General features: G+C 47.3%; 23 protein-coding genes and 1 tRNA gene. 13 read left to right on the top strand and 11 right to left on the bottom strand.

What is annotated here, in order from left to right; all coding sequences use genetic code 11:
* Nucleotides 1-57: 57 nt before the first annotated feature.
* Nucleotides 58-2,433 carry a prolyl oligopeptidase family serine peptidase gene (locus VNK96_05085; protein HWP31083.1) on the bottom strand — a complete coding sequence of 792 codons (2,376 nt, stop codon included), beginning with the start codon at nt 2,431-2,433 and terminating at the stop codon, nt 58-60.
* A 111-nt stretch (nt 2,434-2,544) separates the two neighbouring features.
* Nucleotides 2,545-2,618 (bottom strand) — tRNA-Gln (locus VNK96_05080).
* Nucleotides 2,619-2,818: 200 nt separating this feature from the next.
* Here VNK96_05080 and VNK96_05075 point away from each other — a divergent pair.
* Entirely contained in the window at nt 2,819-3,922 is a 1,104-nt protein-coding gene (locus tag VNK96_05075; protein ID HWP31082.1) for a Xaa-Pro peptidase family protein, read from the top strand.
* Nucleotides 3,923-3,943: 21 nt separating this feature from the next.
* Here the strand turns inward: VNK96_05075 and VNK96_05070 are convergent, their stop codons facing one another.
* The 3 genes from VNK96_05070 to VNK96_05060 all read right to left on the bottom strand — a co-directional run bounded on the left by VNK96_05070 (nt 3,944) and on the right by VNK96_05060 (nt 6,777).
* Nucleotides 3,944-4,678 (bottom strand): DUF6777 domain-containing protein, encoded by a 735-nt coding sequence (locus VNK96_05070; GenBank protein HWP31081.1) that lies wholly within the window; start codon nt 4,676-4,678, stop codon nt 3,944-3,946.
* 234 nt (nt 4,679-4,912) lie between these two features.
* On the bottom strand, nt 4,913-5,605 hold the full coding sequence (rnc, locus tag VNK96_05065) for a ribonuclease III (protein ID HWP31080.1): 693 nt from the start codon (nt 5,603-5,605) through the stop codon (nt 4,913-4,915).
* Entirely contained in the window at nt 5,602-6,777 is a 1,176-nt protein-coding gene (locus VNK96_05060; protein HWP31079.1) for a pyridoxal phosphate-dependent aminotransferase, read from the bottom strand. Before VNK96_05060 ends, rnc begins: the two co-directional genes overlap by 4 nt.
* Between VNK96_05060 and VNK96_05055 the strand changes: the two genes are divergently transcribed.
* From VNK96_05055 to VNK96_05040, 4 genes are all read left to right on the top strand, one after another.
* A complete protein-coding gene (locus tag VNK96_05055) occupies nt 6,683-7,801 on the top strand; it encodes an iron ABC transporter permease (GenBank protein HWP31078.1) in 1,119 nt (372 codons plus the stop codon). The genes VNK96_05060 and VNK96_05055 overlap by 95 nt on opposite strands.
* A 37-nt stretch (nt 7,802-7,838) precedes the next feature.
* Nucleotides 7,839-8,753, top strand: a complete 915-nt coding sequence (locus tag VNK96_05050; protein ID HWP31077.1) for a phosphoribosylaminoimidazolesuccinocarboxamide synthase — start codon at nt 7,839-7,841, stop codon at nt 8,751-8,753.
* Nucleotides 8,754-8,918: 165 nt separating this feature from the next.
* Nucleotides 8,919-11,039: a glycine--tRNA ligase subunit beta gene (gene glyS, locus VNK96_05045; GenBank protein ID HWP31076.1), complete on the top strand. Its 2,121-nt coding sequence runs from the start codon at nt 8,919-8,921 to the stop codon at nt 11,037-11,039.
* Nucleotides 11,036-11,935 carry a ChaN family lipoprotein gene (locus VNK96_05040; GenBank protein ID HWP31075.1) on the top strand — a complete coding sequence of 300 codons (900 nt, stop codon included), beginning with the start codon at nt 11,036-11,038 and terminating at the stop codon, nt 11,933-11,935. Before glyS ends, VNK96_05040 begins: the two co-directional genes overlap by 4 nt.
* A gap of 259 nt (nt 11,936-12,194) precedes the next feature.
* Here the strand turns inward: VNK96_05040 and VNK96_05035 are convergent, their stop codons facing one another.
* Nucleotides 12,195-12,518, bottom strand: a complete 324-nt coding sequence (locus tag VNK96_05035; protein HWP31074.1) for a four-helix bundle copper-binding protein — start codon at nt 12,516-12,518, stop codon at nt 12,195-12,197.
* Nucleotides 12,519-12,617: 99 nt separating this feature from the next.
* Here VNK96_05035 and VNK96_05030 point away from each other — a divergent pair, with 99 nt between their 5' ends.
* Complete coding sequence (locus tag VNK96_05030) at nt 12,618-14,186, top strand: MBL fold metallo-hydrolase RNA specificity domain-containing protein (protein HWP31073.1); 1,569 nt, start codon at nt 12,618-12,620, stop codon at nt 14,184-14,186.
* An 81-nt stretch (nt 14,187-14,267) separates the two neighbouring features.
* Here VNK96_05030 and VNK96_05025 read toward each other — a convergent pair whose 3' ends face one another.
* The 3 genes from VNK96_05025 to acnA form a co-directional block, all read right to left on the bottom strand.
* Nucleotides 14,268-14,972, bottom strand: coding sequence for a DUF1326 domain-containing protein (locus tag VNK96_05025; protein HWP31072.1), 705 nt, complete (start codon nt 14,970-14,972; stop codon nt 14,268-14,270).
* 22 nt (nt 14,973-14,994) lie between these two features.
* On the bottom strand, nt 14,995-15,405 hold the full coding sequence (locus tag VNK96_05020) for a hypothetical protein (protein HWP31071.1): 411 nt from the start codon (nt 15,403-15,405) through the stop codon (nt 14,995-14,997).
* 203 nt (nt 15,406-15,608) lie between these two features.
* Nucleotides 15,609-18,335, bottom strand: a complete 2,727-nt coding sequence (gene acnA, locus VNK96_05015; GenBank protein HWP31070.1) for an aconitate hydratase AcnA — start codon at nt 18,333-18,335, stop codon at nt 15,609-15,611.
* A gap of 371 nt (nt 18,336-18,706) precedes the next feature.
* Here acnA and VNK96_05010 point away from each other — a divergent pair, with 371 nt between their 5' ends.
* From VNK96_05010 to VNK96_04985, 6 genes are all read left to right on the top strand, one after another.
* Nucleotides 18,707-19,066 carry a hypothetical protein gene (locus VNK96_05010; GenBank protein HWP31069.1) on the top strand — a complete coding sequence of 120 codons (360 nt, stop codon included), beginning with the start codon at nt 18,707-18,709 and terminating at the stop codon, nt 19,064-19,066.
* 43 nt (nt 19,067-19,109) lie between these two features.
* Nucleotides 19,110-19,787 carry a ThuA domain-containing protein gene (locus tag VNK96_05005; GenBank protein HWP31068.1) on the top strand — a complete coding sequence of 226 codons (678 nt, stop codon included), beginning with the start codon at nt 19,110-19,112 and terminating at the stop codon, nt 19,785-19,787.
* Between the two features lie 18 nt (nt 19,788-19,805).
* Complete coding sequence (gene tdh, locus VNK96_05000) at nt 19,806-20,849, top strand: L-threonine 3-dehydrogenase (GenBank protein ID HWP31067.1); 1,044 nt, start codon at nt 19,806-19,808, stop codon at nt 20,847-20,849.
* Between the two features lie 77 nt (nt 20,850-20,926).
* Nucleotides 20,927-22,000: a hypothetical protein gene (locus tag VNK96_04995; GenBank protein HWP31066.1), complete on the top strand. Its 1,074-nt coding sequence runs from the start codon at nt 20,927-20,929 to the stop codon at nt 21,998-22,000.
* 10 nt (nt 22,001-22,010) lie between these two features.
* Nucleotides 22,011-23,024 carry a metal ABC transporter substrate-binding protein gene (locus VNK96_04990; protein ID HWP31065.1) on the top strand — a complete coding sequence of 338 codons (1,014 nt, stop codon included), beginning with the start codon at nt 22,011-22,013 and terminating at the stop codon, nt 23,022-23,024.
* Between the two features lie 25 nt (nt 23,025-23,049).
* Nucleotides 23,050-23,892 carry a metal ABC transporter permease gene (locus VNK96_04985; protein HWP31064.1) on the top strand — a complete coding sequence of 281 codons (843 nt, stop codon included), beginning with the start codon at nt 23,050-23,052 and terminating at the stop codon, nt 23,890-23,892.
* Here the strand turns inward: VNK96_04985 and VNK96_04980 are convergent.
* Nucleotides 23,886-24,761 carry an NAD+ synthase gene (locus VNK96_04980; protein HWP31063.1) on the bottom strand — a complete coding sequence of 292 codons (876 nt, stop codon included), beginning with the start codon at nt 24,759-24,761 and terminating at the stop codon, nt 23,886-23,888. The genes VNK96_04985 and VNK96_04980 overlap by 7 nt on opposite strands.
* Nucleotides 24,755-25,639 (bottom strand): nitrilase-related carbon-nitrogen hydrolase, encoded by an 885-nt coding sequence (locus tag VNK96_04975; protein ID HWP31062.1) that lies wholly within the window; start codon nt 25,637-25,639, stop codon nt 24,755-24,757. The genes VNK96_04980 and VNK96_04975 overlap by 7 nt, the downstream gene beginning before the upstream one ends.
* A gap of 79 nt (nt 25,640-25,718) precedes the next feature.
* Here VNK96_04975 and VNK96_04970 point away from each other — a divergent pair, with 79 nt between their 5' ends.
* Complete coding sequence (locus tag VNK96_04970) at nt 25,719-26,477, top strand: PspA/IM30 family protein (GenBank protein ID HWP31061.1); 759 nt, start codon at nt 25,719-25,721, stop codon at nt 26,475-26,477.
* Nucleotides 26,478-26,595 lie beyond the last annotated feature (118 nt).

The raw sequence follows: 26,595 nt of genomic DNA, 5'->3' as shown, positions 1-26,595 counted from the left end.
GGCGCGAAGTAAATTAATCGCGGCTTACGCCGTTCCTACACCTGTAATATTTTTTTTCTACCAAACGGTTTCCCCTCGCTCTGTCCCCCCCTGTTTATAACTTCCCCAGTGTTTCATCAAAAATGCTTCGTAAATCTCCAGCCTATCTACCGTTTTAATGTCCCCCCCGAGGCCATGACCGCCTGTGGGGTCTATGACGAGTTCGACTAACGGTCCTTTGCCAGCGCGCAGGAATGCTTGGTACATCTTTACCGTGTCTTGAAAAAGCACGTTCGTGTCTTCTACACCATGCAAAAGAAGCAAAGGTCCGCGCAAATTCTTCGCGTATTTCAAAATCGAATGCCTTTCTAATTCCGCTTCGTCTTTTTTATCCGGCTTCCATTTTCCGATTACGTTTCCCGTGTACCAAGTGTTGTAATTTTGCCACTCAGTCGGGCCAGCACCGGCAATTCCCAATTTGAAAACATCCGGAGCGGTCAGCATGCACATCAACGTTTGAAATCCACCGAATGACCATCCGTTGATTCCAACTTTCTCTGGGTCTACGCCATGATTCTCGATGAGATATTTGACTCCATCGGTCAAGTCCTCTACTTGCGCCACTCCGGGTGCCTCCCAATTCGCTCTTTCGAAAAGAGCACCGTACCCCGACATTCCACGTGGGTCTATCGAAACGGTGACATATCCGTGTTTGTAGGCAAGATACATGTTGAATAAGTTGAAATTCCCATTGATCACATCCTTCGCGGTTCCGAGCGGACCACCATACACGTAAATCATCAGAGGACGTTTGTCCGTTTTCTTCCATCCGGGGGGGTGATAAATGATGCCGCGAATCGTATGTCCATGTCGGTTTTTGTATTCGAAAAGTTCCGGAGTGATTTTGTTGAGTTTCCAAAATTCTTCGGAATGTGAACCGCTCGTAATGGGAGTTTCGTGTCCTGGATTAATCACATATAGTTCACTCAAGGCATTCCAGGATTTGAAGGAAGTTGCGATTTTTTTCATGTCATGACTGAACTCAGGCTCTCCATAACTGCCAACACGCTCTGTAAGTTTTTTCATTTCTCCATTTGCCATGTTCACGGCATAGATATCGTTGCGAGAAGAGTGCTCCTTCCATGAAGTTACATAAAGCGTGTTGCCATCCTTCGAAATTTTTCGATGATAAACTTCGAATTCTCCTTTCGTGATTTGCGTGGCGCCTTTCGTCATCGGGTCTATCAGCCAAGGGTGCCGATAGCCGCTGGTTTCGAGCAGAGCGACGATTTTCTTTCCATCCGGTGTGAAAAATGGCTGAATGTAAAAATGCGTGTCCGGTCCGCCTGAGTGCAGTTCTTTGAAAACCGTCTCGACTTTTTTCTTTTCCACGTCTGCCACGATGATTTCGATTTCTTGTTTGTCACGTTTCCACGTTGCGAATACGACTTTTTTCGAGTCTTCCGACCATGGTTCTTCGTGCATGCTCACCGCTGCGTATTCTTCACCGGCGGGATGATAATAAATCTGCCATGGCTTTCCGTCATGTTTGGGATTCTTTTTCGGATCGTCGTTCAAATCGTAAATAAACATATACGATTCCCATTTGAAAGTGTCGTCTGCGACACCGCGTCCGGTAGTTCTCGCCTCTGCGAATCGTTCTCGATAAGTGATGTAGGTAACTTGCCTTTCAGGACCCGTAGATCTTCCCGACTCGATCAATATGTATGACTCGTCGGGAGATAACTTGTAGTCTCCCATGCTCATGTTCTTGGGAAGTTTCGGATTGAGCTGCAAGATTTCCGGACTATCGAAGCGGCATTTGAAAACGCCGGTGCTTCTTTGCAAATAAAAACCGCTGTCGTCTTTCGTATATTTAGGATTCGATTCGCGCTCTTGCGTTTTCGTAAGTTGTTTCGGCAACTCGTCTCCGATCGTGTAGCGGAAAATGTCTCCTCGATATTCGAACAAAATTTCGTGCTTTTTGTTCGCCCAAACGAAACTGCTGATGCCGTTGTAATCGAGTTGTCGCTCTTTGTCGGGGTCTTTTTCTTCCTCTTTTCTTCGTTTTTCCTCTTTCAAGTCGTCTTCACGCTCGAGTTGTCGACGTTCTTCGCGCGAAAGTTTCTTCCGTTTTTCCTCTTCCTCTTTTTCTTTTTTGTAGCGCTCGATGATTTTCGGAATATCCCTATCGAAATTCGCCATGAGTTCTATCGAGGTGATTCTCTTGCTCTTCCCCGTCTTTGTGTCGTAGAGCCAGATATCCCATCCCTTCACGTCGTAGGGGTTCCAGAGATAGGCGACATACCGGTCGTCGTAAGACCAGGCGATGTTGCGGGCTGTCTTGCCGAAATAACTCTTCTTGGGAAAGAGGTCGTAGAGGTGCAGTTCATCAGCCTGCTCGGCGAAAGCGGAGCTGAGAAAGAGAATGCAAAGAGTGGCTATCCATCGCATAAGTGAAGATTATAATCAGTCCATAAGTCGAGTTCTTTATAAAAGGAAAAAAGAGGGAGAGCTCTAATTTTGAAATTGCATCGACCGCTGAAATCGTGGACGTTAACTCATTGGCTGGCGGGCTTGGATTCGAACCAAGATTCTCAGATCCAAAGTCTGATGTCCTGCCATTGGACGACCCGCCAAAGGAATCTAAAGGAGTTTAACACTTTTTGAAGAACCCTTTCCCACCCGCTAAATGGAAGATTCTGCCTAAGTGAATCTGACTCAACCACCGCTCGTAAACCCTTCCACCTCTATGCTACGGGATTTACTTCGTAGCGTGAGCCTTAGATGTTGCTATTTGCCAGTCCCCTAAGCTGGACGGACGGGTATTTTACTACCGATGAATTCCCTCAGAAAGGATAGGCTCGAAAGATTTCAACGTCTGCTTGCAGAAGCCGGCTTCGACGCCTATTTCGCCTCCTCTACCGTAACGATGGGCTATTTGGCGGATTTCTTCGAGGGAGGAGGAGAGCGGATGCTCCTGATGGCGATTCCCGCAAAAGGTGAACCGGCGATGATTGTGCCCGAACTCAGTGCAACTCATGCACAAAAAACCGGCATACGGGACATTCGGACATGGAAAGACGGCGAAGACCCCGACGCGCTATTCGAAAGGTTGGCAATCGAATGGGGATTGCAAACCAGCGTCATTGCGGTAGATGACGAGATGCCTGCGAATTATCTTCTTCGCATGCAACAAGCGTTACCGGCTGCGCTTTTTAAATGTGGGGGGGATATCTCCGCGCAACTTCGAAAACGAAAAGACCCGGAAGAATTGGCACTCATGCGCAAAGCAGCGGAAATCGCCGATGCGGCTTTCGACGAGATTCTGAAAAATATAAAGGTCGGAATGACGGAGAAGCAGGTAGCGCGCATTATTTTGGAGGCGATGTCGGAAAGGGGGGGGATACCTACGTTTTGCATTGTCGCCGCGGGAGCGAACGGTGCAGAACCGCATCACGACACTTCCGAAGACGTCATTCGAGAGGGAGACATAGTGGTCATGGACTGGGGATGTATGGTGAGTCATTATTTGAGCGACATCACACGAACAATAGCCGTCGGTAAGGCGAGCGACGAAGCGAAGAAAATTTATGAAATTGTTTACAAGGCGCATATGTCAGCTCGTTCTGCTACTCGACCCGGGAAACGCTGCGAAGAGATAGACGAAGCGGCTCGAAAGGTCATCGAAGAAGCAGGCTATGGAAAGTATTTTGTTCATCGCACCGGACATGGAATCGGAATTCAAGGACACGAGCCCCCCCACATCGTAAAGGGAAGCAAGTCATTGTTAGAACCCGGGCAATGTTTTACTGTAGAGCCAGGAATTTATTTGCCGGGGAAATTCGGAGTGAGAATCGAGAATGTCGTTACCGTTACGGAAAATGGGCACGAATCATTGAATGCCGAGCCGCCCGATACCCTTATCGAGCTCGATGTTTGAAAGTCGCGATGATGTGACGAATTATTTTTTTCTTTTCAAGCGGAGAGCCAACAATCCCATTCCTGCGCTCAAAATGAAAATCGTTCCGGGTTCTGGAATGATTCCCCCACCTGTGTCGAACGCGAGAAGCAAACTAGGCAAGAGTCCTAAAGCAGGCAAAAAGGGCGCTTCTCCCATTCCACCTTCGCTAACGATTTCCTCTGGTGTGGGGACTGTTACGAATTCTACTCGGGGGGCTTCCGGCAGGAGAGGTTCGAGAAGTGTGGTTTGATACATTTCCTCGACGATTCCCCCACCTGCTTCGAGTGGTCTTTCTGCCGCCCCACCACCCAAAACCGGTTCGATGGAGGGTGCTGACGCCTTGTCATAGCGCGCTACTGGATTTCCGCAATTCGCGACAAGAACTGGATTGCCGTTTTTATCTACCCACACCTTCGTTCCCTTTTTGACTTTCGCCTTATGGAGTCGAAGTTCGCCTGTTGTCGCGGACACTCCGGCTTGCTGCACATAGATATCCTCTTTAAGGGTTTCGAGTTTCAGCGTGCGAAGCATGGAAATTACCTCGTCTTCCGTCATCTGGAAGTGACGCATAAGGCTTTCCATGACCTTAGGTTCATTACGAACCTGATTAATAAGCGCCGCTTTCGAATAAGCAGGACGCACCAAAAAAGCACCGGGTGGCATTTGCGCGAATAGCGTCCCGGCCATTAGGGTCGAAAAAACGACCCAGAGCAACTTTCCTTTATTCCACATCATGTTCGACCTCCCGAGTCGAAAAAACAAGGGTACTTATGTTCCTACGACGCATTCCTAGCAGAAATTGTTCGCTTCGTGGGAACGGAGACGGAAAAAATAAGTACAAATTCTGTGCCAACCCTTTTGAAAACCTCTCCTTGAGCGAGAATTCTGTAAAGACTACCTGGCATTATTTCTTTTTTCAACCCCAGTAGGTTATAGTCACCCTCCTTCAAACAGGAGTTAGGGAAAACCTTACTCTTCCGTTCGAGCTGCACGCGCTGCTTCTGCGCGTGTGATGAGTTCGATAGCCTCCCTCGCGGCTAGTTGTTCTGCTTCTTTCTTGCTGCGCCCTCTACCGGTTCCCATGATTTCGTTTTCCAAGATCACAACGACCTCGAACCATTTTTCGTGTGCTTCGCCGTTTTCTCTCACTAGTTGATATACCGGTGTCGTTTTCCAACGAGCTTGCGTGATTTCTTGCAGACGGGATTTATAGTCCGTCGTTGCAATATCTCCTCTTGCTACTTGCTCTAAAACATCGTGAAGATGCTCGAGTACGAACCATCGTGTAGCCGCAAGTCCTTGGTCGATATACAAAGCACCTACGAGCGCTTCGAACACATCAGACAAAATGGAAGGCCTTTCTTTCCCCCCCGGACCTTCTGCTGGAGACACTTCTATATATTTTTCTAACTTCAATCTTTTTGCTGCTTGAGCGAGGGGGGCTTCTTGCACGACCGTCGCCTTCGCTTTGCTCAGTGTGCCCTGATCCCAATCGGGATGTTGCTCGTAAAGATATTGCGCGATAATCATTCCCAAAACAGAGTCTCCGAAAAATTCCAAACGTTCGTAAGAATCGCAAACGGAATCGGTAACGGAACGGTGTCGCAGCGCTTGTCGAAGAAGCGCTTCGTTTTTGATAGGAACGTCGGGACGGTCTTTCAATTCAGGGAACGTATACCTTCCGAGAGTCTTTGAATTCCTTCACGAATTTGTTCGTGAGGCAATGCATAAGTTAAGCGTAATTTCCCCGGTCCTTCGAATACAGAACCGGGTATGCATGCGACTTCGTAATTTTCTAATAAGTAATTCACGAGTTCGATATCGTTTTTGATTTTGTTTCCGATTGCGCCGTCGAATTCCGCAAAAATGTAAAAGGCTCCTTTGGGCAAGCAGAATTTTGCTCCAGATACCGATGCCAATTCTTCTGCCATGAAACATCTTCGCGAATCGAAATCTTGGAGCATTTTATGAATAAGTTTCGAATCTAATCTCAATGCTGCCAAAGCAGCCTTTTGCGAAATGCCCGAGGGATTGCTCGTCACTTGGTCTTGAATAGTCGCCATAGCTTCTGCGATGTCTAATGGTGCGGAAGCATAACCGATTCTCCAGCCCGTCATAGCGAAAGACTTGCTGACTCCGTTTATCGTTATCGTTTGTTTGGCTACCTCTTGACTCAGTGATGCTATGCTCGTGTGGGAATTTCCATCGTAAATGTGTTTTTCATAAATTTCATCGCTGATGATGAAAAAGCCATGACGGAGAGCGAGGGATGCAATTTCTTTCAATGTGTTGCGCGGGAAGACTGCTCCGGTAGGATTGCACGGCGAATTGATAATAATCGCCTTTGTCCGAGGAGTGATCGCTCGCTGGATGTCTTCGAAGACTGGAAGGTATTGATTTTGTGCGGGCGTTTCGACGACTACAGGAACTGCCCCTGCGAGAATGGCTTGCTCACGATAGGTCATCCAACAAGGCGCAAGGAGAATAACCTCGTCACCAGGGTTGCAAATCGCCATCAAAGCATTGAAAAGCGCATGCTTCGCACCGCAAGATACAACGATTTGGTCCGGAGAGGCATGAATGTGATTTTCCTCGAGAAGTTTTCGGGAGATTTCTTCTCTGAGTTCGAGCGTTCCTCGGCTGTCGGTATAGTGGGTGAACCCCTCGCGGATTGCTCGAATCGCTTCTTCGCAAATCGGTTCGGGCGTAGGGAAATCCGGTTCACCCATTGCGAAACTAATGACATCTTTTCCTTGCGCTCGCATTGCACGGACTTTTGCACCCAAAGCGAGCGTTGGCGAAGGAGCAATTTGCTTTACTCGATTTGCGAACACAATTCGAATTATACAACTGAGGTTTACTGAAATCGTGACTGTGAGAAGGGTTTCTTCGATGTTTTGGGTTGTATGCGTATTGCTGCTGATAGGCGCGTTTCTACTTCATTTGGCGATCGGGAGCGTGTATTTTTTTTCTCCGAACACGATTTTTAGGGAAATTTTCTGGAGGGAGAGCGAATCCGCGGTCGGGGCGATTCTCTGGGATCTACGGATGCCGCGCACGATTGCCGCTCTTCTGTTAGGCATGAACCTCTCCGTTGTGGGAGCGGCATTTCAGGCCCTATTTCGGAATCCGCTTGCCGATCCATACATCGTGGGAGTGAGCAGCGGTTCGGCAGTCGGTGGGGTGCTGGCTGTAGTTTTGGGCATCCCTATTGGTTTGGGAGTGGTTTCGCTTGCTTTTATCACGGGTTTAGCGAGTTTAGTTATTACGGTTGCGATTGCGAGAAGGCAGGGTTCTCTCGTTTTGAGCACGCTGCTGATTTCAGGTGTCGCAGTCGGTTCTTTTTTGTGGGCTGTGATTAGTTTTTTATTGTTAGCGGCTGGTCAAGATGCGAATCGCGTTTTGTTTTGGTTGTTGGGAAGTTTGGCAGGAATGGATTGGACGCGAGTGCAGATGTTGTTTTGGGTGACTCTTTTAGGAGGTTTAGGAGTTTGGACGCAAAGCCGTGCATTGACGGTTTTTTCGTTAGGGGAAGAGACGGCGAAAACATTAGGGGTTCCTACGGAGGTGCTCAAAAGGAATGTATTGTTTTTAGGGTCCGCTCTGACAGCGACGGCTGTTTCTTGTGTGGGAATCGTGGGATTTGTAGGACTATTCGTTCCGCACATCGCGAGGCGAATCGTGGGTGCGGATTTGAGGGTTTTGATTCCTGCATGCGCTTTGCTCGGCGGTACATTGACCTTGATGGCAGACCTATTGGCTCAACGCCTCATCCCTGGTTCCGAGATTAATTTAGGAATCATCACAGCACTCATCGGGGCACCCTTTTTGTTTTTTGTTTTGAAAAAACAAAGTTAAAAACGCATGCGCCTCGATGCGCGAGGTAAAAAAGGACATGCTCTCTATTACGCAGATTTCTTCACCCACTTTACGTCCAATACGTTCGGGAAAGGTGCGCGAGATTTTCGATTTGGGCGATGAGCTCTTGATGGTCGCAACGGATAGGGTCAGTGCATTCGACGTTGTTTTGCCGACGGGAATACCGGATAAAGGAAAGATTCTGAACCAGCTTAGCGCATTTTGGTTTCGAAAATTGGAGCATATCGTAAGGCATCACATGATAACGATTGATGACGAAGAAATCGCGCGGCGGTTGGGGCAGGACTACGACGAAACACAGTTTCGAGGGCGATGCATGCTGGTGGAAAAGTGCGAGCCTTACCTTTTAGAATGCGTCGCGCGAAGGTTTATTACAGGTTCGCTTTACAAAGAATATCTTGAGGCGGGGGGGGTAGAAAACGGGGCGGCGATTCACGGAATCTTTCTTCCCAAAGGCTTACGCAAAGGAGACGAACTTCCGGAAACGATATTCACTCCTGCCACGAAGGCGCAATCGGGACATGACGAAAACATAGACTTCGAGGAAGCGAAAAAAATCGTAGGGAAGGAGATTGCAGAAAAACTTCGTGATATCACTCTACGTTTGTTCGACGAAGCGAGAGAAATCTGTGCGAACGCCGGGATTCTTTTGGTGGATACGAAATTCGAATTCGGAGAAAGGAATGGCGAAATCGTTTGGATTGACGAAGCGCTGACACCCGACAGTTCTCGATTTTGGTCGAAAGCGGATTACAAACCAGGTGAACCACCGGAGAGTTTGGATAAGCAGTTCATTCGTGATTACCTTGAGAGCATTCATTGGGACAAGACCCCCCCAGGACCCGAGTTGCCTGCTGAGGTGGTCGAAGAAACGCGAGCGCGGTATTTCGAGATTTTTAGAAGGATTACAGGTAAAGAACCGATTTTATAATGTCATACCTTGTAGATGTATCGCGCCTTACGGTGCTCCTAAAAAATTTAGGGAAAAATAATTGTAGCGGTTCGTTACGAATAATAGGGGGGGGCTAAAGAATGTCGAAATTTCGAGGTGGAGAAGAAGATTCAAGCGCCAACCGTTTCATGGTAATATCTTGCAATGCCTGAGTTGCTCGTCGAAGTAGGGTGTGAGGAACTGCCTGCTCATGCCATTCGAAACGCTAATCGGCAACTTTTCGAAGCCCTCGAAAGAAATATGCAAGAGGCGACCTTGCTCGAAGGAGCAGCGGAGCGGACTACTTCCCGAGAACTGTGTACACCTCGCCGCCTCATTGCAGCAATCGCCAATGTCAAAGCGATACAAAGCGACCGTACTCTCGAGCGCCGAGGTCCTTCACTGAAATCTGCCTACCTTGCCGACGGGTCACCGTCTCCAGCATTATTGGGTTTTTGCAAGTCTTTGGGAATCGAACCGAAAAATGTGCAAACTCGCGAAAACTATGTGTGGGCAGTCGTGCATGTTCCCGGAAAACCGGCACGTGAAATTTTAGGAGAAATAATATCCGACTCGATTCAATCCATAACTTTCGAAAAGACGATGCGCTGGGGGGGTGGACGTATGCGTTTCGCTCGTCCCATACGATGGATCGTATCGGTGTTCGATGGCGAAATCGTTCCTTTCGAACTGGAATCGGTTCATTCGTCGAATCGTTCACGTGGTCATCGGTTCTTGTGTCCGGAAGAATTCGAGGTTTCGGACTGCCGCTCATTAGTCGAAGGACTGCGTAAACGTTACGTAGAACCTGACCCAGAAGAAAGAAAGGCGCGAATCTTGGATTCTTGTTCCACTTTAATGAAAAAGAGTATCGAAGAACTTAAGAAATATCCGTGGTTTTGTCCTCTTGTAGAAGAGAACGTTTTTCTGACGGAGCATCCCATCGCCATCGAGGGAACTTTCCAAAAAGAATTTTTGGAACTTCCTCAGGAGGTATTGATTACTGCAATGTCCAAACACGAACGATTTTTCCCGGTTTTCGATAAAGAAGAAAACCTAACGAATCGTTTTATCAGTATTTCCAATGGGGGGGAACCCGATGTCGTGCGCGCAGGAAACGAATGGGTTCTCAATGCGCGATTCAATGACGCGCTATTCTTTTTTGAGGAGGACCGCCGTCAAACTCTCGAAGAGTTTTTAGAAAAAACTAAGAACATCCTTTTTCAAGAACGCTTAGGAACGGTATACGAACGCGCAGAGCGTTTAGTCGCTTTGATGAGGTGGATCGCGGAAGAAGTTTTTCGCACACACGAAGAGCGAGGTCCGTGTGAATTGGCTGCCCGTTATTGCAAAGCGGACCTCAGCACAGGACTGGTGAGCGAGTTTCCCGAACTCCAAGGAATCGTCGGCGGTTTGTATGCCCAGCGCGAAGGATTTCCAGAAATCGCATGGAAGGCGATTTATCATCATTATGAAGGCGTTCCGGAGCCGAAATCCGGGGGGGAAATCGCTGCAAATTTGTTATGCAGTGTAGATTCTGCGGAACGGGTTGCAGGATTTTTAGGAATCGGAGAAATTCCCAAAGGGAGCAGCGACCCATATGGAATTCGCGCCGCCGTAACGAAACTCGTCGAATTGCAATCCTATCCGCATTTTCCTCGAATTTCCGCAGAATCTATCGTCATGAAAGCAGTCGAAGTCCTTCGCGAGGGGGGAGTTACTCTTTCCTCGGATGAAACGATTCGAGAATCCTTCCGTGAAATTCTATATGGCAGATACGAAGCGATGTTTCCCGAAATTCGTTATGACGTGCGAGATGCGGTTTGGGCTGTTCATGCCGCCGACACTACACCGCGTTTTCTTGCAAGGGCGAAGGTTTTTCAAAAATACATAGACGACATCCCCTTCCTGCGAACAGGAAAAAGACCTGCCAATATCGTCCACGCAGCGAGAAAAAAGGGCATCTCGCTTCCCGAAACACCTTCGAAAGAAGACGTATCCGAGAAACTTTTCGAACACCCCTGTGAAAAGAAATTACTCGAGGCGACAATTGCCGCAGAAAAAGAAATTCTCGAACTGGAACAACGCGAAGATTACGAAGGGATGGCGAAAGTTTTTCGCTCTTTACAAAAGCCCATCGCCGATTTCTTCGACCAAGTGATGGTTATGGTCGATAACGAGAAATTGCGGGATAATCGCTTGAAAATGCTCGCTTATTTGGATAGTCTGTTCCGCAAGTTAGGGGATTTCAGTCGAATCGTCATCGAAGGAGAATCCGAAAAATGATTCCTTTGTTATTTTTCCAAGCAATGATGCAACAACCGGAAACCGACCCATGGCTTTTGAGCATCGGCTCTTCTGAAAGAATCGTAGTGAGAGCGAACAATGCGTATCGTACTCCCGATGGAAAAAGAGCAACGCTACAAGAAATTGCCGCTGCTGTAGATGGAAAAAGTTTCGTTTACATCGGAGAAGAGCACGACAATGCCGATTCCCATCGTTGGCAAACTTTGATTATCGGTGCTCTGGTCGAGCACGGAAGGGAAGTCGTCATCGGACTCGAAATGCTGCAACGAGAAAAGCAGCCCATCCTCGATTTATGGACTTTGGGGAAATTTTCGGAAGAAGAATTTTTAGAAAAAGTGGATTGGAAACGGCAGTGGGGAATGGACTATGCGCTGTATCGTCCGATTTTCGAGATCGCGCGAAAGGAAAAACTCCGAATGATTGCGCTCAACATTCCGAGAGATTGGGTGCGAACGGTGAGTCGCAGTGGATGGGAAGCGCTTTCTCCGGAAGCGAAGTCGCAGTTACCTGAACCTTATATGAGTGATGCAGAACATTTCGAAGTGTTTCGAGCGCTCATGGGGGGGCATCCCGGTGATGCGTCGTTGGAGAATGTGTACAGAGGGCAAGTCCTTTGGGATGAAGCGATGGCGGATAGTGCGATTCGCTATTACAACGAACGATATCGTTCGGGAAAAACCGTATTCGTGATTTTAGCAGGAAATGGCCATGTGATGTACCGCAAGGGAATCAATTTTAGAATAAAGCGTCGCACAGGGATGGATGGAATCACACTCGTTACAGTGCCAGTGCCTTCAGAAACGAACGAAAGGCGAGTGAGCGCAGGCGTTGCGGATTTCGTCGTCGGAATTCGAGAAAAGAAGCAAATCCAGTAAAAGAAATAAATCCTGTAGGAGCGCCGTAAGGCGCGAAGAAAAAACGCTTAAAAAATCTCCCCTCTTCGCTTCGCAAAGAGAAACCATTTATTCTAAAACCACAACGGAACATAGTCTCATGCATATGTTCGAAAAGAATGATTATTTTGAAAAAAAACGAGCAAAGTTAAAAAACGGTTCCCCTTGCGAAGCAGGGGGAACCCAACGAAGGGGGTTTATAAAATCGAATGCTCCTAAAGAATTTACCGAACTTTCGAGTTTATCCTGCCGTTGCTGCCATACTTCGACATTCCTCTGCGCAAACTCGGCAAGACTGCGCGCAAACTTGGCATTCGGGCATATCATGCTTTTCGCACTCGGCGGCGCATTGCTCGCATATGTCGGCGCAATTTTCACATTCGGCTGTAGAGCCTTTGTTCATCGCTTGGATGCAACGCTCGCAAGTCTTCGCACACTCTTCGCAGAGTGCCACGCATTGCTCCATGCCTTCCATACCTCGACAGGCATCCGCACATGTTCGACATGCATCTGCACATTCGGTACAACTGTCTATGCATTCTTGAAGTTCTACGTTTACTGCCATGAGGCCTCCTTTTTTGTTTTTCTCTTTAACGCTGAGTGCAGTGCATTCATAACCCCTTCGTCGCACTTTTTCTTGGATATAATCGAGTGGAGGAGAAAAATGAGGCTACTGATAATGGAAGGAACCCGATGTATCGGGGGAACAAAACTTTTCCTTCAAGAAAAAGACACGGGAATCCTGCTCGATTTCGGCATCAATTATTCGAAGTGGAATCGTTATTTCGAAGAGTTTTTGAATCCTCGCGGCGCGAGAGGATTGGTGGATTATTGGACACTCGATTTGATTCCGAAATTCGATGGCTTATATCGCGAGGACTGTATTCCTAATGATTTCCATCCATCTTGGAATGGAAGGCTCGACGTGCAAGGATTATTTTTGTCGCATGCACATCTCGACCATGCCGGTTTGATAGGCCTTCTGCATCCGGAAATTCCCATATATACATCACCGGAGACTGCCGCAATTTTGAAAGGATATCAAGTCAGTGGAAGTAGCAAAGGAATCCACAGCGATTTAGTGTATTTTTCAATAAGAAAACATGACTGTAAAATAGACGATCGTGCATTAGTAGCAGATGGTGACCATATCGGAAGGCAGTTTTTGTCCGTTTTTCCATTGACGAACGAACTTCGCGAATTCTGGCAAACACCACCTAACCCTACAGGGAAAAAAGGTTTAGATACCCCCCCTATCGAAGTTTCCGGTGATTCCATCGGCGCGGTAAAATTCCGAGCTTTCCCTGTGGACCATTCCATTCCGGGAGCAGTCGCGTTCGCTTTCGAAACGGAACGTGGTCTCATCGTTTATACCGGTGATTTGCGAATACACGGACGCTACAAAGAAGAAACACGGAAGTTCGTAGAAGAAATGGCGAAACAAAAGCCTTATCTTCTGATTGTGGAAGGAACACGTTTAGGAAGAAAAAAAGAAAATGAAGAACAAAAAAATCTTTCAGAGGAAGAAGTTTTCGAGCGATGTCGAGCGATAGTGGAAAAATCGTATGGGAAACTGGTCATTGCGGATTTCGCAGGCAGGCATTTCGAGCGTTTGGATTCGTTCTTGCGAATCGCGAAAGAGACGAAGCGCAAACTCGCCGTGCCCGTGAAAGATGGCTTCATGTTGCAGGCGCTTTACACAGCCAATCCTCGTTATGATTCCATCTGCAGTGATGATTTAGTTTTTTACGATGAGGTAAAAGCCAAACTCGATGGCTGGGAGAATGCTTTTCGACAGGAATGTCAACCGAGGCTCGTTCATAGCGGTGAAGTTCGTGAAAATCCGGGGAAATACATACTCGCTTTCAGTTTTTGGGATATGAACGAGATGTCGGATATCCAACCTTACGGTGCTGTTTATATTTACTCTTCATCGGAAGCATACGGAGAAGATCAGAAGATAGACTTCTGGCGTTTGAATAATTGGATAGAGTTTTTCGGGATGGAATTACACGGTTTTCGGTGGGATAGTGAAAAAAACGAGCCTGTATTCGATGACCCCCTTAGTGCAAGCGGACACATCAGCGAAGAGGATTTGCTTTGGATGATAAAAGAAATACAACCAGAAAAACTTCTCCCGGTGCATACGGAATACCCGGAGTGGTTCGCGGAAAATTTTCAAGACGAACCGATTCAGGTATTGCTTTTGAACGACGGTTCAGAGTTCGAATAATGAAGTCGTTCCTATTACGATAAAACACGATAAAAAAGCCCGATTTTTCAACCGGGCTGATGCATATTCCTTTACGGAAAATTACTTTTCCAAAGTTCCGGAAGACTCGATGTGAATGAAAAAGCCATTTCGTCTTTCATGGGCGTAGTCGTATCCATGGCCTTTGAAATAATGTTTGCTGTAAGCCAGCACGAATCCATTATTCTTTTCGGCACCCCAATATTTGAGGTTGTTTATGACCGTTGGTTTTCCATTGGCATCGGTTATTCCTGTAAGTACCACTTCGGCTATGCCGTCTCCGAGTTTTGCATAACCGTTATTGCCTTCTTTCTTCCAAACGATGGGAGCTTCATCCACGATGAACTTATCCACTCCTGGCACGGGATAAATTTTTAGGATGATGTTTTGAATGGCTTCGCGTTGCTCTTTCGTGGTTTTCGGATCGAAGTAAAGAGCTACCCATTTGGCGTTCTTCGTGAAATCGCCTCCTAAGTCACCTGCCATCCAAAATAAAACTCCATCCAACTTGGTATTCCCGTAATGTCCACTGGCGACTTTGATGACGTTGTTGAATTCACAAAACATCTCGCCGTCAGGATGCGTATTGAAATAGCACATACAGAACATATTACAGGAACAGGCTTCGATGTAGTCAGCTTTGATGCTCCATGTTTTCGACTTGTCTTGTTTGCTTTGCTTCTCGTTCGAGTATTGAGAGGCTGCATAGACGGATGAAACCAGGAATAGCATTGCTATTCCGAGTACGATGGTTATTTTTGTTTTCATTGTCTTCTCCTTATTGGTTTAGTTAGATTTGCGATAAATTCTGATTGCATGCTGCCAATTTCTCCTCTTTTATCGGATTTTGCAAGGGAATGCCCACTTTTTCCGAAGTGTCGAGAATTTCTTGTAAAAAAGTTCTCTCATCTTTTTTTAGGGTGATCATTATCGTTCGGGATTTATCGGGTTCTCCCACGCTTCTCACACCTTTGATGCGAACGAGTGCGTTTTTCAATTTTAGAAAATCTTCTTCGGTGATACTCTTCGATTTGAATTGCAACAGCAATCGCGCGCTGAAACGTCCTGATTCGCCTTCTATAGCCTTTAACAATTCTTGAAGGGAGTGTTTTTTAGCGTCGAAGTTGAACTGAACGTGCTTGGTCTCGACGTTGATTTTTATGTTTTCTATTCCACCCAACTGGCGGAGTCCCGCTTCCACGGGGCGTGCTCAGGAAGGTCACGTGAAACCGCTAACATGAAAGGTGATAGGGGTCAACTCCTCCATTTGAGCCGAGCAGATGAACAATGAAAAAAGAAGGAGACTAAGTACACCTTCTTTGTTCATAATTTATTATACCACACTTTCACTGGCTGGTAGATATTCGAGGGATTGGATCATATTTTCTCTAAATTTTCGATTACTCAATTCTTCGTTAATTTCCTCAAGACCATCGGCAAAATGCCGCCATGACGGTAGTACTCGACCTCGACAGGTAAGTCTATCCGGCAAATCGTTTCGAATTCCAAACGCGAACCGTCCTCTCGCTGCGCGCGAACGGTAATCCTTTTTCCCGGCTCGATGGTGTTTCCCATTTCGATATCGAAAATTTCTCTACCCGTTAATCCCAAACTCGCTACATTCTCCCCTGGCAAAAATGCGAGCGGCAAAACTCCCATTCCCACTAAGTTGCTGCGGTGGATGCGCTCGTACGACTCTGCAATCACCGCTTTTACGCCCAAAAGCGCTGTTCCTTTCGCCGCCCAATCGCGCGAGGAACCCATTCCATAATCTTTCCCCGCTAAAACGATGAGAGGTATTCCTTTCGCACGATAATTCATCGCTGCATCATAAATGGATTTCACCGTATTATCCGTGAAATCTAATGTCCAACCTCCTTCTTTTTCTGGAACGAGTTGATTTCGCAATCGAACATTGGCGAACGTGCCACGCATCATTACTTCATGATTTCCTCGTCGTGACCCGTAACTGTTGAATTCGTGCGGTTTGACTCCCAATTCGATAAGATATTTTCCAGCAGGACTGTCTACTTTAATCGAACCAGCAGGCGAGATATGATCGGTCGTTATCGAATCGCCGAGTTTTACCAAACATCTCGCTCCGCGAATCGGCTTTAGGGGGGGAACTTCCGCTGAAATCTCATCGAAATACGGTGGATTTTTGATGTAGGTACTCTCTGGCCAATCATAAAGTAGCCCCCCCTCTATGGGAATTTCTTGCCATTCCTTCGAACCTTCGAATACATGCGCGTACTGACGAATGAACTGCTCACGCGAGATGCATTCCTTCATCGTATCGTAAATTTCTTGCTGCGAAGGCCATATATCGCGCAGGAAAACGGGATTCCCCTCTTTATCTTTTCCGAGCGGTTCGTTAAGCAAATCTATATCGACCGTTCCTGCTATGGCATAAGCGACGACCAAAGGTGGGGATGCCAAATAATTTCCTCGGACGTCGGGATTGATTCTTCCTTCGAAATTGCGATTCCCTGAAAGCACCGCAACCGTAACGAGCTCGTGTTCACGAATCGCTTTGCTGATTTCTTCCGGCAAAGGTCCTGAATTTCCGATACATGTTGTACATCCATAACCAACGAGATAAAAGCCCGTCGCTTCGAGGTCTTCCATAAGCCCCGCCTTTCCTAAGTATTCCGTAACGACTTTCGAACCCGGCGCTAAAGAAGTTTTTACCCACGGCTTCCTCGTTAGACCCTTCGCACGCGCTTTCCGAGCGAGCAAACCTGCCCCAACCATCACTTCGGGATTGCTCGTATTCGTGCAAGAGGTAATCGCCGCGATAACGACATCACCGTGCTTTAACTGAAATCGCGCTCCTTCGAATTGAACCCAAGCGGCGGATTCTTCGTCCTCCATGACAACGGTCGGAGCCGTTGGCGCCCCCCCTTCTGTGAGCCATCGCTCGTCATTGAGCGTGGCGCTTGGCGATGGTGGTTTTGCGAAAAGCGTTTCGAGCGCTTTATGCCAACTCTTTTTCATTTCACGCAAAAGAACGAGGTCTTGAGGTCGCTTAGGTCCTGCTAAACTCGGCTCTATGATAGAAAGGTCTAACTCCAAAACGGACGAATAACGAACTTTTTGCGCATCTTCGTACCATAGCATTTGTTCTTTCGCGTAACGCTCGACCGTATCGATCAATTCTTTAGGGCGACCCGTCAAGTCTAAATATTCCAAACATCTTTCATCGATCGGAAAGTAAGCGGCAGTAGCTCCGTATTCGGGAGCCATGTTCGCAATCGTCGCTCGATTCGCAACGGGCATATTCATCAGGCCGGGACCGAAAAATTCGACGAACTTTCCGACGACTCCGTGGTCGCGTAGCATCTTCGTTATCGTCAAAACCAAATCGGTCGCGGTCGAACCTGTCGGCAATTCATTGACGAGACGAAATCCTACGACTTCCGGAAGGAGCATGTAATACGGTTCGCCTAACATCACGGCTTCTGCTTCAATCCCCCCCACTCCCCATCCTAAAATCCCTAAACCATTTATCATAGTCGTATGGGAATCCGTTCCGATAAGCGAATCCGGAAAAAGTGTTTTGCCATCGTCCCAAACGACTTTTCCCAAATATTCGAGGTTAACCTGATGAACGATGCCCGTTGCGGGGGGGACAATGCGCATGTTATCGAATGCAGATTGACCCCATTTCAAAAATTTGTAACGCTCTCGATTCCTTTCCACTTCGAAACGTGTATTAATTTCCAACGCTTCGCGCGAATTGAACGCATCAACCTGCACCGAATGGTCAATGACCAAATCGGATGGAACTAACGGATTGACCTTTTTAGCATCCCCCCCGAGTTTTCCGATAGCGCTACGCATTGAGGCTAAATCCACGAGTACGGGAACGCCCGTAAAATCTTGCAGAACTACCCGCGCCGGAAAGAACGGAATATCGGTTTGTGACCCCTTGAGAATAGCCTCGATGTGCTTTTCCGTCACTATATGTCCATCGAGATTACGAAGACAAGTTTCTAAAAGAATGCGGAGCGAATAGGGGAGAGATGTAACGTCTCCTAATTTCTCGACGGATTGTAACTTATAGTAAGCACGCTTACCGAGAGGTGTTTCTAATTCGTCTTTTGCGTTGAAAGGATCTATTTTCGCCATCAATCCGTATTATACGTGCTTGTGCTTTAGCGATTCCAAAATCGAATCCTGAGAAATTTGAGTCTATGGAACATAATAACCTCATGAAGTCTTTCTTTGTTCTTGGGTTGTTGTTTTCGACAGCTTTATCCGTCTTCGCCCAAGACCAGCATAAGCATAACGACACTCAAGTCCCGACCTGAACGGGCTGACCCGGTGAAGGGCGACTCCTCGGTTCGGGTGAGTTTCGAGAAAAAGAATTTTCCTTTTCAGGTCGTTTCGTAGATACCGAGCTCGACCGTCCTCGTTGGCGCTTTACGGCGATGTATGCATTCACGCCTCGAGCCCAACTGGGGTTCGAGTTTAATCCTGCGACCGACGAAATTAATCCTTTGGCAAACCTAATCCTCGCAACGGAGACCTCCTTTCGCCCTCTGCTCACTCTCGGAACATCGAGCGATAGAATCGGCACACCGAGAGGATATCAGTCTTATTATCTTACGATAGCAAAAAGCCTTCCTGGCTCGCCCGTTGCACCTTACTTTTCGATTAATTATTCGGAATTCGAAAGCGGCTTCAATTTCCCTTTCGGTGCGAATCTCAAATTGCGCGACGATATAGGGTTGTTGCTTATGAACGATGGGAGAAAATCCCACGCATTACTCAATCTCCAAGGAAAAAATATGACTTTTTCCCTAATGTGGATATGGATGGAAAGATTCGGGATTAGCGTTAGCGGCTCTTTCCGATAAGCAATTTTTTTAATGACCCATCTCGTGTAGAATTCGTAAAGTGATGGAACCTAAACGTGCATTAATCGTTTGGGGAGGATGGGAAGGGCATCAACCCGATTTGGTAGCGCAACTTTTTTTCGATATTCTCCGAGAAGAAAACTTCGAAGTGGAAATATCGGATACGTTAGATGTTTTCAAAGACTATGAAAAACTATCACGACTTTCTCTCATTATTCCGATTTGGACGATGGGGCGTATCGAGCACGAACAGTTACAGCCCGTATTGAAAGCGGTCGCAGAAGACGGCGTAGGACTCGCAGGATGTCATGGAGGAATGTGCGACAGTTTTCGCGAAAGTACGGAATGGCAATTCATGACGGGGGGGCAATGGGTCGCTCACCCCGGAAACGATGGAGTTCGATACTGGGTGAATATCCGACGCGATATCTCTCATCCGATAACCGACGGAATTCCCGACTTCGAAGTCTGTTCGGAACAATATTACATGCACATAGACCCTGCAATAAAAGTGCTGGCAACGACGCGATTTCCGACAGTTCCAGGACCTCACGTTACGAACGGTGAAGTAGATATGCCGGTCGTGTGGACGAAAATGTACGGGTTAGGACGCGTCTTTTATTGCTCTTTGGGACATCAGCGGAAGGTTATCGAAGTCGAACCTCCTCGAACGATTATGAAAAGAGGCTTCTTATGGGCTGCAAAAGATTCGTGTAGATAGTAGAATCCGAACAGAAAATTGAAAGCCATAGTAAAAAGCAAACCTGCTCCTGGATTGGATTTTCTCGATGTTCCCGAGCCGACTTTGCGTCCAGGTCATGTGAAAGTCCGAGTCCGATACGGGAGCATTTGTGGAACGGATGCACACATTTATAGATGGGATCCTTTCGCTGCGGAAAGGATAAAACCTCCGAGAATCATCGGGCATGAGTTCAGCGGAATCGTCGAAGAAGTCGGAGAGGGTGTAACCAACTTGAAACCAGGGGATCCTGTCGCGAGTGAATCCCATATCGTTTGTGGGAAATGCAAACAATGCTTGAACGGACAGGCGCATGTATGTGTGAATACGAAAATTTTGGGAGTGGATGTGGATGGCGGGTTCGCCCCCTATGTGGTAATTCCAGAAGCCAATGCACGTAAAGTACCGAAGTCGGTTCCTTTGGAAATTGCGTGTGTTCAAGATCCTCTTGGCAACGCCGTTCACACTGTTTTTGCAGGTCCCGTGGAGGGTCAGGATATTTTGATTACAGGCATGGGTCCGATCGGGCTTTTCGCCCTTGCAGTTTGCAAGGCTTCCTGCGCAAAAAGTGTCGCCGTTACCGAAGTTAGCGAATACCGCTTGAATATCGCGAGGAAACTCGGTGCAGATGTGATTTTGAACCCTTCCTATTTGACGAGTAAAGGAACTCTCGAAGCGTTGCAAGATGCTTATCCAGAGGGAGTAGATGGCGTCTTGGAAATGTCCGGTCATCCGGACGCCTTAGACTTGGCTGTATCCATGGTACGTCCGGGGGGAAGGATAAGCCTTCTAGGGTTATATAGCAGCGACTTCGTCAATTTCCGTGCGAACGATCTGATTTTCAAAGGGGTGGAAATCCAATGCATCATAGGGCGAAGGCTCTGGGATACGTGGGACAGGATGACCCAATTGTTAGAGGGAGGGAAATTGAATTTAGAGCCGATTATCACCCATCGGTTTCCTTATAGCAACTTTATTGAGGCTATGGAATTGATGATTGGTGGGAAGGCAGGGAAAATCGTTTTCACCATTTCCGAGCAATGAAAATTTATTGCAATAATATTGCTATAATGATTACCCTTGGCGGTATTGCCCGTTGAGTGGCTGTATGGAGGATTTGGATGCCGACTAATGTAATCGTTTTGCCGTTGGGAGCTACGCTAAGCATTCTCTCAACCTATTTTGGGAATCTCCAGCAAGGATCGCAGGTTGCTCCTCAAAATCCCAACTACTTCAATCCCCAGATTAGCGTTGTAGGTGATACGCGCTATGTTTTGCAAAATGAGATAGACCAAGAAAACGAAAGAGCGAGCATTGAGGAAATTGAAGTGGGTTTGGCTGCGGATGCTGACCCTTTCTTACGCGTCGAAGCGTATATCACTTTCGGAGAGGAGGAGAAAGAAAATGGTGAGCGAGAGCCTGAGGCTGAAATTGAAGAAGTCTTCGGATGGTATACAAACCTCGGCGCAGGATTTCAAGCAAAGGCAGGGAAATTGGCTGCGGCAATAGGAAGGGTAAACCGCAATCATAAAGACCAACTGAATTATTTGGATTTCCCCTTTGTGATAACAGATTTTTTTGGTGAGGAAGGATTCCGAGCTCCTGGTATCTCGATAAGCTATCTCTTTCCCATGGAGCACTATTTGGAAATAGCGTTGGAGACGTTAGACCCCCATGAGTCTACTTTATTCGCTGGAACAGGCACAAGCAAGCCAGTATGGGTTTCTCATATTCGAACGTTTTTCGATTTTTCCAATGATTTATCCGCACAATTAGGGCTTTCCTATGCGAACGGTCCTTCTGTCACAGAGGGAAAACGCGCCCAGATATACGGTACAGATTGGACGATGAAATGGCAGCCTGGAATTGTGGGGAAGTCTATAGAGTTGGAAACAGAGGCTTACTGGGCGAAGAGCGGAATCCCGGGTGATTCCACTAAATTCGGCACCTTCGCTTCTCTCACGTACCAAGTAGCCCCCCGATGGTTTGTTTTAGGGAAATACGATTACAGCGAAATTCCAGGAACGCAAAATATAAGGAAAGCATGGACAGTAGGCGTTACAAATAAAATTACAGAGTTTCATCATTGGCGTTTCCAATGGCAGAACGTGGATAGTAATTTTGATGCGAGTGGAAACGTTTTCACTTTGCAGTTTCAATGGATTATCGGGGTGCATCCGGCGCATAAGTATTAGGAGGTTTGTAATGAAATCCAAGCGAATATTTTCTGTTGTGATAGCCCTTTTTGTTGGGGGGCAATCCTTTGCGAAACTAAACGTTGTTACAACGACTCCCGATCTTGCTTCGATTGCTTCTTACGTAGGTGGGAAAAACGTTTCTGTAAAATCTATCGTAACCGGCGCGCGCGACCCCCACCGCATCGAAGCAAAACCGAGTTATATGAGCCAAATCTCGCGAGCTGACCTTTTTATCGCCATAGGATTGGATTTGGAAATAGGTTATGAACGTGTGCTTTTAGATGGAAGTCGTAATTCGCATGTCCGCATAGGTGCATTGGGACACTTGTATGCCTCGGAAGGAGCGTTAGTTTTAGATAGACCCACTGGAACCGTAACACGTGCTCAAGGTGACATTCATCCGTATGGAAATCCCCACATTTGGCTCGACCCTTATAACGGAAGAGTTGTAGCTCAAAGAATCGCAGAGCGCATGTCTGCATTAGATACCTCTAATGCAGGTGACTACAAAAAAGGCGCGCGAAATTTCATAGACAAATTAGACCGAAAAATGTTTGGAGATGCGTTAGTCGAAAAATACGGCGGAGAAGAACTTTGGCAATGGGAAAGGAATGGCGAACTTTTCGAACAATTGCGAAAGGTAGGGTCGATGAATCTTTTGGGTGGATGGGTCAAAGCCTCGCAGGTCTTTCGAGGAAAAACTATCATCACTTATCATCGCAGTTTTGTGTATTTCATCAATCGTTTCGATTTGCGTTCTATCGGTGAATTAGAACCCAAGCCGGGCATCGAACCGACACCGGGGCATTTAGCGAGTTTGATGAGGCGTGCCCAAGAAGAGAATGTGAGAGTGATCATTCAAGAGCCTTTTTATTCGACGCGTCATGCGAACTTCGTCGCGAGCAGAATCGGAGCCAAAGTCGTAATCCTTCCTGGAAACATAGGGCATGATTCTTCCGCGAAAGATTATTTCTCCCTGTTCGATACGATAATCTCGAGACTCAGAGAGGCTTTTTCTTAGACCCATGAACTGGAAGGATTTCTGGATGCTCATGGGTCCCGCCTGTATCGGGATGCTTGTCATGTCGCCGGTGCATGCGTTGTTCGGACTACATATCGTGCGTCGTGGATTGATTTTCATTGATTTAGCGATTGCGCAAATCGCAGCATTAGGGATGGCGCTTGCGATTCATTCCGGCAAAAACCCTCAATCTTTCGAAGCGCACAGTTATGCTGTCGGATTTGCTCTTTTAGGAGCGTTGCTTATTGCTTTGACGCGAAGACGCCTCCCGCGCGTTCCTCACGAGGCTATCATCGGAATCATCTACGTCGTCGCTTCTGCATGGGCGATTATTCTTCTCGAACCTACACCACACGGAGTCGAGGAACTGCGAGATATTTTGGGGGGGACGCTCCTTTTCATCACACAGCGTGAAATTATAAACACTGCGATTATTTATGCGGTGATTTTGTTCGTAATGGCGATTCTTTGGAAACCCATTTCAGCAATGACCCTCAATAGTGTAAACGCGCCTAAAGGCATCAAGGCAATCATTTTGGATTTCGTCTTTTATGGTTTGTTAGGTTTCGTCGTCGCCTCTTCGGTGAAAGTCGCAGGTGTTTTCGTGGTTTTCACTTGGCTCGTTATGCCGGCTGTGGCGTCTCTTTTATGGATTGAATCCATGGTCGTAGCGGCGCTCTTGGCTATCGCCTTAGGATGGTTGGGTTCGTTCATTGGTTTAGTTTTTTCTCAGCGATGGGATTGGCCTACGGGTTCGTCGATTATTTTATGGATTGGGATTCTCGTCGCGGTTTTCTATATCGCTCGCTTGATCATCGTCCCGAGAAATACCGACATAGATCGTCATCCAAAGCATAGACGTCAATAATCCACTGGTCTTAAATAGTATTCTCCAATCGCGCTCGTAGAAATCATTGCGACGGTTGGCATTTTGCGCTTCCAATGCGTGGAATCCACCATCCGTTTTACGATGCGAACGTCTTCTTCTCGAAACCCTTTTCTTACGATTTGCTTCTCGCGATATCCTAACAAAAGCAAAGCGAGAATCCTGTCTGCCACCGGAATCGAAATTCCCCAATCGCCCTCTGTAGTTTGTCCTACGACTAAATCCGCACTGGGAGGTTTTTCGAGAATCAGCTTCGGTACTCCGAGGTATCGCGCCAATTTATACACTTGAGTTTTAAATAAGTCTCCTAACGGGTTTATGGGGGGGGCATCGTCTGCATGCCATGTGAAATATCCGAACATCCTTTCCGTCTTGTTACTCGTTCCTATAGGAAGCGCATGAAGCTTCATACTCTGGTCGAAAAGAATAACCATGCGACATCGCGCGCAGACATTGCCGATGCGTCGTGGGTCGGCATCGGGCTCGGCATTTTGCAAGTAACCATCCGCCATCGGAGTGATTTCAATCGTGCGGGATGGAACCCCGAGCATTTCGATGAGCATTTGCGCATGCGTCAAACTTTCCGGAGAACTCGTCTTGTAAGGCAATCGAAAAGCAAAAACATTTTCCGCTCCGAAAGCGCGAACACATAAACAGGTAGTAACCGAAGAATCCACCCCCCCAGAAACCCCCACCACAGCACGCGATACCCCACGCCTGCGGATGCACTCGTCACGCAAAAAGCGAACTAAGAAATCGGTGACTAACTCGGGGTTTATACGAAGATTTTCGTCGGACTCCGGGTCAGTTTTGCGCGCCCGAATAATCGGCAATCGCGAAACTTCTAACATTGCATTTCACATTCTTGAAATTGTTCGATGATGTTATCTAACACGCTTCGCAAATCAGCGAGGGCTGGAAACTGTTGGCGAGCCACCGGAATTTCGTCTAAATCGATATCCGCTATGAGAATGAATTCCTCCGCTAATGGTCCTTGCGCACGTATCTTTCCGAATGGGTCCACGATAATGCTTCCGCCACAAAACCCTTTCCCCCCCTCGAAACCTACCAACATACTATTGATGACCCAAACGCCGTGTTCTTCACCGATTGCTCGCAACATCCTTTCGTAGCGTTCTAAATTATCGTATTTTGTTGAAGAAACTCCGCGAACCGGTGATGCAGCCAAAACCGCAATTACTTCTGCACCTTTTAGCGCCGCAATCGTAGCCGAAATACTGTGCCATACGTCCTCGCAAATCAGAATGGCGAATGGACCGAATCTCGTGGGATACGTCTGGATTTTTTTCCCCCTCGCAACGAATCGTTCCTCGTCGAAAACGCCATAAGTAGGAAGAAAAAATTTCTTATGGACATGTAAAAGCGCAGGATTGCCTTTTTGAAAATTTATATGCGCCCCCGAGTTATAAAAAATCCCATCTTCTTCTTCGTAGAAACCGAGAATGATGTCTAAATCTTTTTGGAATGTTTTATTTCCCGCGCATGATTTTAGTGCACGATGCAGCCTCTCCACGAGTTCCTGAGATGTCATTGATAATTCCGCCACACCCCCCTCCAAAAAGTATCCCGTGGTTATGGTTTCTGGAAAAACTACGAGTTCAGCGCCTTCCTCGGAACAGCGAAGGGCTGCCTCGGCTATTCGGTTGAGGTTTTCTTCGATTCTGCCTTTGAATGGGGCGAGTTGCACCGATGCAGCGCAGAATTGCACGATAGAAGTTTACCGGTAAGTGAAGCCCGCAAGTCGTTATCGCAGTATAATGCTGAAAAAGCAGGAGGAGCAAACCTACATGCGAAGATTTTTTGCCTGGCTCAAAGCGATTTTCAATCGCTTGATGAACAGGCTCGAAGACCCCGACCTGATGCTCGACCAAGCCCGTCGCGAAATGCAAGAAACCTTGCAGGCGAATAAGGAACGGGCGATACAAGCCATCACCCAACGAAATAACTTGCAAGCGATGGTCGATGAACACGTGCGCAAAGTGAACAATCTCGAGGCTCAAGCGATTCAAGCCTTGAAACTCGGCAATCGGGACCTTGCACGACAACTTCTGCGCGAAAAGGCGAATTACCAGGCGACTTTGGAGAGCCTGAGAGCCTCCCTCGCCCAGGCGAACACCGCTGTCGAACAGGTGAAACTCGCAATTCGTCGTCAGGAGGAGGAAGTGCGCCGTCGGACTGCAGAAGCATTGGCAATGAAGGCGCAGTATAAACAGGCTCAAATAGAGTCCGCTCTGAGCAAGACACTCGACGAATTCACAACAGAAGCGCAGTTCGGTTCGTTCGAGGCTGCGGCGGAGCGTATCCGACAGGCGCGAAGCGAAGCAGCCGCCCGTCAAGAGTTGGCACAGGAAAGCATCCAAGGCAAACTCATGAAGATGGAGGATATGGCATTGGACGCTGCCGCAGACGAGGAACTGAAAAAACTCGAAGAAAGACTGGGGCTTGCCCCTGCGACAGAGGCGACTCCGGCAACAACGGAAACTGTAGAGGCTCAATTACAAGAATTGGAAGAAAGGTTGAATCAAAAAGGACAGCAACCAAGTTGAAATTCCGGGGAATTCGCTTTTTCGCTATGGCAGAAGGAATTGAGGTGAACTTTTCAGCGAGAACTACCGACACTGTGAATAGGCTTTTAAATCTTATGGTCGAGAGGTTTTCTGGGAG

It is taken from the genome of Fimbriimonadales bacterium, from assembly GCA_035559795.1.
Lineage (GTDB): Bacteria > Armatimonadota > Fimbriimonadia > Fimbriimonadales > ATM1 > DATMAR01.
This window is presented reverse-complemented; position numbering and strand designations above follow the sequence as displayed.

Excerpts from the sequence above, each read along its gene's own strand:
- VNK96_05085 (HWP31083.1), bottom strand. The coding sequence starts at position 2,433 with ATGCGATGGATAGCCACTCTTTGCATTCTCTTTCTCAGCTCCGCTTTC.
- VNK96_05075 (HWP31082.1), top strand. The coding sequence starts at position 2,819 with ATGAATTCCCTCAGAAAGGATAGGCTCGAAAGATTTCAACGTCTGCTT.
- VNK96_05070 (HWP31081.1), bottom strand. The coding sequence starts at position 4,678 with ATGATGTGGAATAAAGGAAAGTTGCTCTGGGTCGTTTTTTCGACCCTA.
- VNK96_05055 (HWP31078.1), top strand. The coding sequence starts at position 6,683 with ATGACATCTTTTCCTTGCGCTCGCATTGCACGGACTTTTGCACCCAAA.
- VNK96_05050 (HWP31077.1), top strand. The coding sequence starts at position 7,839 with ATGCTCTCTATTACGCAGATTTCTTCACCCACTTTACGTCCAATACGT.
- glyS (HWP31076.1), top strand. The coding sequence starts at position 8,919 with ATGCCTGAGTTGCTCGTCGAAGTAGGGTGTGAGGAACTGCCTGCTCAT.
- VNK96_05040 (HWP31075.1), top strand. The coding sequence starts at position 11,036 with ATGATTCCTTTGTTATTTTTCCAAGCAATGATGCAACAACCGGAAACC.
- VNK96_05035 (HWP31074.1), bottom strand. The coding sequence starts at position 12,518 with ATGGCAGTAAACGTAGAACTTCAAGAATGCATAGACAGTTGTACCGAA.
- VNK96_05030 (HWP31073.1), top strand. The coding sequence starts at position 12,618 with ATGAGGCTACTGATAATGGAAGGAACCCGATGTATCGGGGGAACAAAA.
- VNK96_05025 (HWP31072.1), bottom strand. The coding sequence starts at position 14,972 with ATGAAAACAAAAATAACCATCGTACTCGGAATAGCAATGCTATTCCTG.
- acnA (HWP31070.1), bottom strand. The coding sequence starts at position 18,335 with ATGGCGAAAATAGATCCTTTCAACGCAAAAGACGAATTAGAAACACCT.
- VNK96_05005 (HWP31068.1), top strand. The coding sequence starts at position 19,110 with ATGGAACCTAAACGTGCATTAATCGTTTGGGGAGGATGGGAAGGGCAT.
- VNK96_04995 (HWP31066.1), top strand. The coding sequence starts at position 20,927 with ATGCCGACTAATGTAATCGTTTTGCCGTTGGGAGCTACGCTAAGCATT.
- VNK96_04990 (HWP31065.1), top strand. The coding sequence starts at position 22,011 with ATGAAATCCAAGCGAATATTTTCTGTTGTGATAGCCCTTTTTGTTGGG.
- VNK96_04985 (HWP31064.1), top strand. The coding sequence starts at position 23,050 with ATGCTCATGGGTCCCGCCTGTATCGGGATGCTTGTCATGTCGCCGGTG.
- VNK96_04980 (HWP31063.1), bottom strand. The coding sequence starts at position 24,761 with ATGTTAGAAGTTTCGCGATTGCCGATTATTCGGGCGCGCAAAACTGAC.
- VNK96_04970 (HWP31061.1), top strand. The coding sequence starts at position 25,719 with ATGCGAAGATTTTTTGCCTGGCTCAAAGCGATTTTCAATCGCTTGATG.